At 65.1% G+C, this 9,091-nt stretch carries 7 protein-coding genes and 1 pseudogene; 4 read left to right on the forward strand and 4 right to left on the reverse strand.

Features of this window, described 5'->3' with window-relative positions; all coding sequences use genetic code 11:
• The first annotated feature begins 79 nt into the window (after positions 1 to 79).
• The gene (hemH, locus tag KW835_RS19130) at positions 80 to 1,195 is read left to right on the forward strand and encodes a ferrochelatase (protein ID WP_218385318.1); all 1,116 of its coding nucleotides are present in this window, start codon (positions 80 to 82) and stop codon (positions 1,193 to 1,195) included.
• 346 nt (positions 1,196 to 1,541) lie between these two features.
• Entirely contained in the window at positions 1,542 to 4,067 is a 2,526-nt protein-coding gene (locus tag KW835_RS19135; protein ID WP_218385320.1) for a Lon protease family protein, read from the forward strand.
• Positions 4,068 to 4,274: 207 nt separating this feature from the next.
• On the opposite strand, the gene KW835_RS19140 is transcribed toward KW835_RS19135, so the two are convergent.
• The 3 genes from KW835_RS19140 to KW835_RS19150 all read right to left on the reverse strand — a co-directional run bounded on the left by KW835_RS19140 (position 4,275) and on the right by KW835_RS19150 (position 5,965).
• Entirely contained in the window at positions 4,275 to 4,700 is a 426-nt protein-coding gene (locus KW835_RS19140; protein WP_370633657.1) for a cupin domain-containing protein, read from the reverse strand.
• A 53-nt stretch (positions 4,701 to 4,753) separates the two neighbouring features.
• Positions 4,754 to 5,620 carry an AraC family transcriptional regulator gene (locus KW835_RS19145; RefSeq protein ID WP_218385324.1) on the reverse strand — a complete coding sequence of 289 codons (867 nt, stop codon included), beginning with the start codon at positions 5,618 to 5,620 and terminating at the stop codon, positions 4,754 to 4,756.
• A gap of 144 nt (positions 5,621 to 5,764) precedes the next feature.
• Positions 5,765 to 5,965, reverse strand: coding sequence for a hypothetical protein (locus KW835_RS19150; RefSeq protein WP_218385326.1), 201 nt, complete (start codon positions 5,963 to 5,965; stop codon positions 5,765 to 5,767).
• Between KW835_RS19150 and KW835_RS19155 the strand changes: the two genes are divergently transcribed.
• Positions 5,964 to 6,452, forward strand: a complete 489-nt coding sequence (locus tag KW835_RS19155; protein WP_218385374.1) for a GreA/GreB family elongation factor — start codon at positions 5,964 to 5,966, stop codon at positions 6,450 to 6,452. The genes KW835_RS19150 and KW835_RS19155 overlap by 2 nt on opposite strands.
• A 341-nt stretch (positions 6,453 to 6,793) precedes the next feature.
• On the opposite strand, the gene KW835_RS19160 is transcribed toward KW835_RS19155, so the two are convergent.
• Entirely contained in the window at positions 6,794 to 8,098 is a 1,305-nt protein-coding gene (locus KW835_RS19160) for a HEPN/Toprim-associated domain-containing protein (protein WP_218385328.1), read from the reverse strand.
• A gap of 505 nt (positions 8,099 to 8,603) precedes the next feature.
• Between KW835_RS19160 and KW835_RS26915 the strand changes: the two are divergent.
• Positions 8,604 to 8,744, forward strand: a pseudogene (locus tag KW835_RS26915) (AAA family ATPase); the annotation flags it as partial.
• Positions 8,745 to 9,091: the final 347 nt, after the last annotated feature.

A 9,091-nucleotide genomic window follows, 5' to 3' on the forward strand; every position in this document is an offset into this window, starting at 1 on the left:
GACTGCCGTCAAAACGGCCCCTGCGATGACGTTGAAGCCCTGTTGGACACCAGGCACCACGCGTGGGCGAAAATGCCGCATGCCCTCCTTCCGCCCCGAACCCCCTTACACCCACGGCCAGGCCGAGCGCACCGCAGTGCTGCTGTGCAACCTGGGCACGCCCGACGCAGCCACCGCCCCCGCCGTGCGCCGCTACCTCGCGCAGTTTCTGGGCGACCACCGCGTGGTGGAGATCCCCAAGCTGGCGTGGTGGCCCATCCTGCACGGCATCATCCTGCGCACCCGCCCTGCCAAGTCGGCCGCCAAGTACGCCAGCATCTGGACGGCCGAAGGCTCGCCCCTGGCGGTGTGGACGGGCAGGCAGGCCAACCTGCTGCGTGGCTGGCTGGGCGAGGCCGGGCACGCGGTGCTGGTGCGCCACGCCATGCGCTACGGCAACCCCTCCATCGACAGCCAGCTCGACGCGCTCAAGGCCGAGGGCGCCACGCGCATCCTGATCCTGCCGCTGTACCCGCAGTACTCCGGCACCACCACGGCCAGCCTGTTCGACGCGGTGTACGCCTGGGCCGCACGCACCCGCCACGTGCCCGAGCTGCGCTTCGTGAACCGCTACCACGACGCCCCCGGCTACATCGACGCGCTGGCCCGCACCATCGAAACCCACTGGAAGCACAACGGCCAGCCCGACCAGCTGGTGATGAGCTTTCATGGCGTGCCCGAGCGCACGCTGCACCTGGGCGACCCCTACCACTGCGAGGCGCGCAAGACCGGCCGCCTGCTGGCCGAGCGCCTGGGCCTGCGCGAAGAGCGCTACCGCATCACCTTCCAGTCGCGCTTTGGCAAGGCCAAGTGGCTGGAGCCCTATACCCAGCCCACCATCGAGGCGCTGGGCAAGGCCGGCACGCGGCGTGTGGACGTGGTGTGCCCGGGCTTCACCAGCGACTGCCTGGAGACACTCGAAGAAATCAACATGGAAGTGCGCGAGGCTTTCCTGCACGCGGGCGGCCAGGAGTTTCACTACATCCCGTGCCTGAACGACAACAACCACTGGATCACCGCCCTGTCGCGCATCGCCCAGCAGCACCTGGCCGGTTGGCCCACCGAGATGCCCGGCGCCGCAGCCCTGGCCGACGCCAAAAGCCGTGCGCTGGCCGGTGGCGCCCCTGCGGGCCAATGCCCGGTGGCGCGCGGCTGAGCCGCCTGCCCACACCCCACCCCAACCCGCCCCGGTTTGAACATCACCCGTTCAGATCACTATTATTTTGATAGCTGCTACCGCACTACCATCCAGCGGTAGGCAGCGATTTTGCTGAAAATTTACGTGCCCCAGATGCACCCCCCTCCGTTCGGGCTGAGGCCGTCGAAGCCAGGGCATGCCCCCAGCGTGCAAGGCTTCCACAAGCCTGTCGTGAGCCTGTCGAAGCGCTCGGCCCGAACGGGTGGGGACGTGAAGTCTGAGGTAAGTCGCCCACCGGGTGATTTGACTTCATCACCCCAAGCAGGCACCGTGTGACGCACCCGCCTGCCCCCCGCCAGCCCCCATGCCTGCTTTGCCCCTTGCTCCCCACCAGCTGCGGCTGACCATCGACCCCGCCACCCTCGGCTTTGCCAGCACCGCCGAGCTTGCGGGCCTGCCCCTGCCCTGGATCGGACAGGAACGCGCCCACGCCGCCGCGCAGTTCGGGCTGAACATGCTGCAGCCCGACTACCACCTGTTCGTGCTGGGCGAAGTCGGAAGCGGCCGCACATCGCTGTTGCGGCAGGCCATGCAGACGGCCGCCGCCGCACGGCCCGTGCCGCCCGACCTGTGCTACCTGCACAACTTCGACCAGCCCGACCGCCCCCGCGCCCTGCGCCTGCCGCCCGGCCAGGGCCGCGTGCTGCGCCAACGCATGGCCGACATGGGCAAGAACCTGCAGGCCGACATCCCGCGCCGCCTGGCCAGCCCCGACTTCAAGGCCGACGCCGAACGCATCGAGCAGGCCTGGCAAGAGCAGGAGCGCAGCGCGTTCGCCACGCTCGACGCCTTTGCCGAGGCCCGCCAGATGCGCCTGTCGCGCGAGAACGGGCACATGGTGTTCACCCTCATCGGCCCCGGCGGGTCGCCGCTGTCCGAAGCCGACGCCCGCGCCCTGCCCCTCGAGCGCCGTGCCGAGATCGATACCGCCGAATTCGCCTTGCGCGCCGAGATCACCCGATTCATCGAAACCACCCGCCCGCTGGAGCGCGCCCGCGACGAAGCACTGGCCAGGCTGCGCCGCCAGACGGTCAAGCCCCTGGTGGAGCACGCGCTGCACGACATCCGCCAGGGCCTGGGTGAGCAGGTCAAGGATGCCGTCAAGCTGGGCCTCTGGCTCGATCAGGTTGAACACGCCGTGCTGCAGAACATCGACCTTTTCGAGGGCATCGATGACGAACAGGACGGTGACGACGATGATGCCGCGCAGGACCGCAACGACGCGCTGGACGAACTGCTGGCCCGCTGCAGCGTGAACCTGGTGGTGGACCACCACGGCCAGACCACCGCCCCCGTGCTGGTCGAAGACCACCCCACCCTGCGCACCCTGTTCGGCAGCATCGAGCACGGCAGCGAGTCCGACACCATGCAGGCCGACCACGCCGCCATCCACGCGGGCAGCCTGCTCAAGGCCCACGGCGGCTTCATCCTGCTGCACCTGTACGACCTGGCCGCCGAAGAAGGCCTGTGGGCGCGCCTGCGCCGCTTTCTGCGCTGCGGCCGGCTGCAGATCGACGAGGGCAGCCCCGGCGCCCACGCGGTCGGCGGCGGTGGCGGCGGTGCTGCCGCAGCCCTGCAGCCCGAGCCCGTGGATGTGGACGTCAAGATCGTGCTCATCGGGTCGGTGGACGAGTACTACGCCATGCAGGAGTCCGACCCCGACGCCGCACGCCGCTTCCGCGCCAAAGTGGACTTTGCCGAGCGCTTTGCCGCCACGCCTGCCACACGCCAGGCCACAGCGATCTTCGTGGCCCACAGCTGCCAGCGGCGCGGCCTGCCCCACTTTGCAGCCGGCGCCGTGGCCCTGCTGCTGGAACAGACCCACCGCGACGCCGACGACCAGCGCCGCCAGAGCGCGCTGTTCGCCCACACCGAGGCACTGCTCATCGAAAGCGCCGCCCTGTGCCGCGCCCGCGGCGGCGCGCTGGTGGAGGCGCCAGACGTCGCGGCCGCACTGGCCGCCCAGCGCCTGCGCCACAACTACCCCGAAGAGCAGCTGCACGAATCCATCACCGAAGGCGAGCGCCTGATCACCCTGCGCGGCGCCGTCACCGGCCAGATCAACGCCATGACGCAGATCGACCTGGGCGACTACCGGTTCGGCTTTCCGGTGCGCATCACTGCGCGCACCTTTGCCGGGCAAGAGGGCCTGCTCAACATCGAGCGCGAGGTCGACATGTCGGGCCCCATCCACGACAAGGGCGTGCTCATCCTGCACAGCTACCTGACCGCGTTGTTCAGCCACGTGGCGCCGCTGGCGCTCAATGCCTCCATCGTGTTCGAGCAGGAATACAGCGGCGTGGAGGGCGACTCCGCATCGTGCGCCGAGCTGTACGCCCTGCTGTCCAGCCTGTCGGGCCTGCCCCTGCACCAGGGCATTGCCGTGACCGGCGCGCTGAACCAGCACGGCGAGGTGCTGCCCGTGGGCGGCATCAACGAGAAGATCGAAGGCTGGTTCCAGGTCTGCGCAACCGCCGGCCTGGACGGCACCCAGGGCGTGCTGATCCCGGCACGCAACCAGCACCATCTGATGCTGGAGCGGACAGTGCTCAACGCGGTGGAGCGCGGTCTGTTCCGCGTGTACACCATGGGGCATGTGAGCGAGGGCATTGCGTTGCTGACCGGGGAGGCTTCGGGAATGAGCCCGGCAGAGTTGCTGGAAACCCTGGCGGATGCGAATGGGGGTGCTGACCCGCGTGAGGGCGCTGCGAGTGGGCAGGCGACGGCAGTGGAAGCCACGGTGCTGCAGCGGGCCGAGCAAACGCTGCGGGCGTATCGAAGGGCTTGCCAGAGTGCGGCATACACCCGGCGTGCAAGGGGCCAGAGATGATGAACGAATGCCCGGCGAGGTGGCCTGGGTACTTGATGTCGAAGCCACTGGCGCCAGAGAACATTCCAACGTTTCTCTGCACCCACCGGTTGGGAAATCTGCTTTCCGCAGCCGGCAGCTCACCCCGACCTCAGGGCCCAAGAACGTGATCGCCAAGGGCCGGCGTCGCTCGGCCGCACACGCAAGGGCTTCGGCAGGGATTGAGACTCAGATCCACTGATCGTTTGCCACGGTGCGTGCCCCCGGCGCGCCGTCGCCCGTGTTCACCACGCCCTGCGGTTCAATCAGCAGCATCTTCACTTCGGCATCTGCGGATGGCTGATGCTCCACACCCCTGGGCACCACCGCCATCTGCCCCGCGCGCAACACGATGACCCGTTCGCCGCCCTCGCCACCGCCTGCGCGGGTCGCGATCTTCAGCTCGCCTTCCAGCACGACGAATGTCTCGTCGGTGTCGGCATGCACATGCCACGGAAAATCGCCCTTCACCTTCACCACCTTGAACTGGTAGTCGTTCATTTCTGCGACGACGCGCGGCTGCCAGTGGCCGTCGATGCGGTCGATCTTCCGGACCAGGTCAATGGCCTGGCTTTGACCGCGCCCGGCCGGAGCCGCCGTGGGGTTGAGGGGCATGAACATGGGTCGCTCCTTCGCTGGAAAAAGAAGCCGAATCTACGCAGCGTGGTTCACCCTGTATTGAACGTTCGTGGCTCACCCATCCATCGCTGCGCAACCCGCCCACCGGAGGCCATGCGCAGCCATCGTCCAGGGGTCAGCCCGAAGGTCTTGGTGAAGTGGCGGGTCATGTGGCTCTGGTCGGCAAACCCGGCGGTCGCGGCAGCGTCGGCCAGCGACGCACCACCCATCAACATGCGGCGCACCACATCGAGCCGCCTCATCGTCTGGAAGCGATAGGGGCTCGTGCCGAAGAAGATGCGAAAGTCGCTCGACAGACTCCACCGGTCACGCCCCGTGGCGGCCTCCAGCTCGTCCAGCGCAATGACCTGGGCCTGGTGCGTGTGCAGATAGTCGTAGGCACGCTGCGCGGCCAGAAAGTCGCCCTTGGGCAGCCGCGCAGGGCCGCCCGCCACGGCTTGCAGTGCATGCGCCAGCTCGGCCACGACATGGCTGAGTTCCAGCGGCTCCGGCACCGTGTCGATGTGCCGCAGCAGGTGGTGGGTGGCCATTGCCAGGCGCGGGTCGGTGGTCACGCCCCCTTCGATGAACGGCAACGCGCGCCCCTGGAGCACCGCCTGGATGAGCGCGGGCTCCACATAGACCATGCGGTACTGGAAGCCCTCGTCGGTACCGGCCTGACCATCGTGGACCTCATCGGGGTGCAACACCATCGTGTGGCCCGGCAGGCTGTCGCGCCGGCTGTGGCGGTAGTTGAAGCTTTGGACACCTGCCAGCGTGCTGCCGATCGCGTAGGTGTCGTGGCGGTGCATGGCATAGGCCTTGCCGTGAAAGCGCGCCTCGATGCGCTTCATGCCGTCGATGGGCTCGGCGTGCCTGACCCACTCGAGGGGTGCGGATGCAGGGAGCCGGCTCATCACGGCATTGTAGGCAGGGCATGGCAGCAGCGAGATCGACAAAACAACGCGTACCGAGCAGGGTCAAAGACGGCACATGCGCACAGTCATGCACGCATGCACAGTCGCCTGTCAAGCTTGAACAGGAAGATGGTTACCGCCACGTCACAGGCCGGTGCACCACCGGTATTCGACACGGGGCGGCTGCGCGCGATGCACGACGAACCACACCCTGCACAGGCTGCGCGTGCTGCTCAGTCTGGAGCCGCGTGTGGCCGCGTGCGAAGCGTCGAAGGCCCGGTGGCGCGCTTCATAATCCTGAGCCGCCCCCGCCCGATAGAGATGCCGACCTTTGATGATCATCATGGATAAATTCTTGCTGCAGCAACAGGTACTGGAACGCCTCGCCGAAGACCTGCTGCAAGCGGAAGAGGCCGTGCGGGCAGCCCATGAAACGGCGACCCACGAAGAAAACATCGCCGAAAACAAATACGACACACTGGGCCTGGAAGCCGCCTACCTGGCCACCGGCCAGGCCCGCCGCGCCGAAGCCATCCGCCAGGCAATGGCCCATTGGCGCCAGTTCCGCCCGCACCCTTACGACGCCAGCAAAGGCATACAGCTGGGTGCACTGGTCTGCCTGGTCGATGCCGACGACCAGCAACAGCAGCAGCTGCTCTTTCTGGGCCCGCAGGGAGGCAGCATGAAGCTGGCCTGCGGCGGTCACACCGTGCAGGTCGTCAGCAGCGATGCCCCGTTGGGCAGGGCCGTGTTGGGTAAGTGCGAGGGTGATGGAGTGTGGGTACAGGTTGCAGGAATCCGGCAGGAGTTTGAGGTGCTGCGGGTTGATTGAGTGGACGGCACGTTCGCGCCTAGTTCTTCAGCTACGACCTACCTGGTTGTGATGGGAGCGTGAATTCAGCCACCTCCCAGAGAAGCAGCAGACCTTGGTCGGACTGAAGCGCGCGAACTGAAAATCGACCGCGACGATGACTGCAATGCAGCGTCTTCCGACCTTCGGTGCTCCGCGCCGTACGCAGCGCTAAACGGAAACAAGCAGTCATTCGACTCGACGACTCTGACCTGCATTAGTGTCAGACGTTTAAGGTGTACCAACAGCAGGATGCGCGATAGCCGCTGGCTGGCGGAGCCTCCAGTGAACGTGGGGGCGATCGAGTTACCGGGAGTTCAACGTTACTCGCGCCGCAGGATGTCCGTGGACATGGCGCAGCAGGTCGCAAACAGGGCGTCCAGCACGGTTTTAAGGTTGCGGACGTCGTACGTGCCGGTTGCGATGGCCTCTACGCTCGCTTCGTAGAAGGCTTTGGCGTAGCTTTCCTTGAAGTCCAGCGATCCTTGATAGATGCCCATTGACTCCTTGAAGTTGGTCCACGTTACCCGCGCTTCGGGTCGACCGGCTAGGCGTAGATCCAAATAGCACTCGATGGCCGCGGCCCGACCGTTGATGTCGGTGCGCACAACACCGCTTGGGCCGCGTGCAGGGAAGTCGCGCAGTTGATCGAGGTCGGGCAGCAGCATCGACCGCATGTTGACTGGGAAGCTGAACCTCTGCAGGCTGCGATACGCATCGGCGCCCTCGGCGTCGTTGTCGAAGACGAACACCACGCGGTTTTGGACGTCGATCTTGACGAGGCCTTCGGCGAACTTGGCTAGATTGCCGGTACCCGAGAAGGGGTGCCGCTCCTCGATGTCGATGAACCTGAAGAAGTCCTCGACGTCTGGCCGGAGCAGCGAAAGGCCTCGCTTCAGGATGTGTGTGTCGGACGTCCCCTCGGTGGCCAGCAAAAAGGTCTGTGCACGGCGGGCGCCGGCGACGAACTCTTCGTTCTTTGCCCAGCCGGCATCCACGAAGTTCCCGTAATCCCAGACAACGTCCAGCGTCAGGTTCGCCGGGTTCTCGGCGAGGACGCGCAGCACTGAATAAGGAGATAAGAAGCCGATGAGGCCACCGAAGTGGCTGCGTTCAGAGTAGCCGTCGACGTCGCGATCCTGGTCACCCTGAGGCAATAAAGCCACGGCGGGATCGGCCGCCAATCGGGCGCGCCATTGCTCAGACCCAGACTCATTATCCGGCCGGTATTCGTCGTCAAGGTCGGATACCGGATACCTGCGGATGAACTCGACGAACTTCGCGAATTCCAGTCGCTCGGGCCGAGTCGGCGACGGCGTGCCATCGTCCTCGTCGTACCGCTCCGTGTCCTGCGTCACCTGCATTTCGTACTCGGCCTTGACCGTGGCCAGCGTGTACCCGAGCAGCTCGAGCCGCGGCAACATCGAGCCGAGCGAACGGCAAAAGCAAGTCTCGCTTTGCGCAGGATCCTCCTCAGGGTGCTCGTCGTAGTAGCTGTAGTCGATGTCGGGGTGGCGGCGACGCTGGCGATCAGATTCCTGAAATAGCATGCCGTGGTCGACGCCGATTTCCCACTTGTTGAAAGTGAGGGTGATGGCACCCACAGTCAACGTGATTGGTGTCGTCATTGGCGGCTGAGTTTTTGAAGGAGAGATAAAAGCAGACTATCGCAGATTAAGCTTGGGCAGCTGGCCCCCGGCGCCAAGTGACGGTGACCGCGTTGCCGGCAGCCACGCTGGTGTAGAAGCGAGCGGCGCTCAAAAGCAGGAGTCGGCCGATGACCGCTTCCGTATCGCTCACTCCAGTCGCGCCTGCTGAAGCGCAGCTGCTGGACGGCACCTTGTGGATGCCCGCGGGTGGAGTCCAATGTGCAGCGGTGCAGTCAGCCGATGGCCCTTCGTCAGTGCACGCTCTCGGCCGCACTTCGGGCATTCACATGGTCACAAACTCTATCGGTCGGCCGCTGCTCCAGGGCAGCTGAGCAACAACTTCTCTGACGCCTTTTAACGGCAACGTGACGAGATGTATCTATGATGGGGAGAAGAGGGCGAAGAGACGTTCCATGCTGTGCATGGGAGAGCATTGATCGGGAGTAGCCCAGTTCATAGATGATGTTCTGGAGGAACTTGCTCGGTGAAGATCAGAAAAATAAAAATCAAGAACTTTCGGGGCGTGAAAGAACTTGACTGGAGCCTTCCCAACGCCGACATCTTCTGCCTGATTGGCAAAGGGGATTCTTCTAAGTCCACCATCCTTGAGGCCATCAGGTATGCCTTCTATCCTCAGTGGAACCTGACCCTAAGCGACGCCGATTTCTACCAATGCAAGGTAGCCGACTCTATCGTCATAGAAATCACTATTGGCGCCTTGACCGAAGCCTTCTGCGCCTTGGACAAGTACGGTCAGTACCTCCGTGGCTGGGATTCAGCGGACCTCAAGCTCACTGACGAGCCTGAAGATCACCTGGAGAGTGTCCTGACCGTGCGACTGACGGTTGAATCGCCCCGGTTTTTGAGGAGGCTCAACACTCTGAGAGGATTGAGCCATGAAGAAGACGAACAAGTTCTCGCCCGAGGTGCGTGAGCGCGCGGTGAGGATGGTGCAGGAGCAGCGCGGGGAGT

Origin of the sequence: Acidovorax sp. sic0104 (assembly GCF_019219095.1) — a bacterium.
GTDB lineage: Bacteria > Pseudomonadota > Gammaproteobacteria > Burkholderiales > Burkholderiaceae_C > Acidovorax.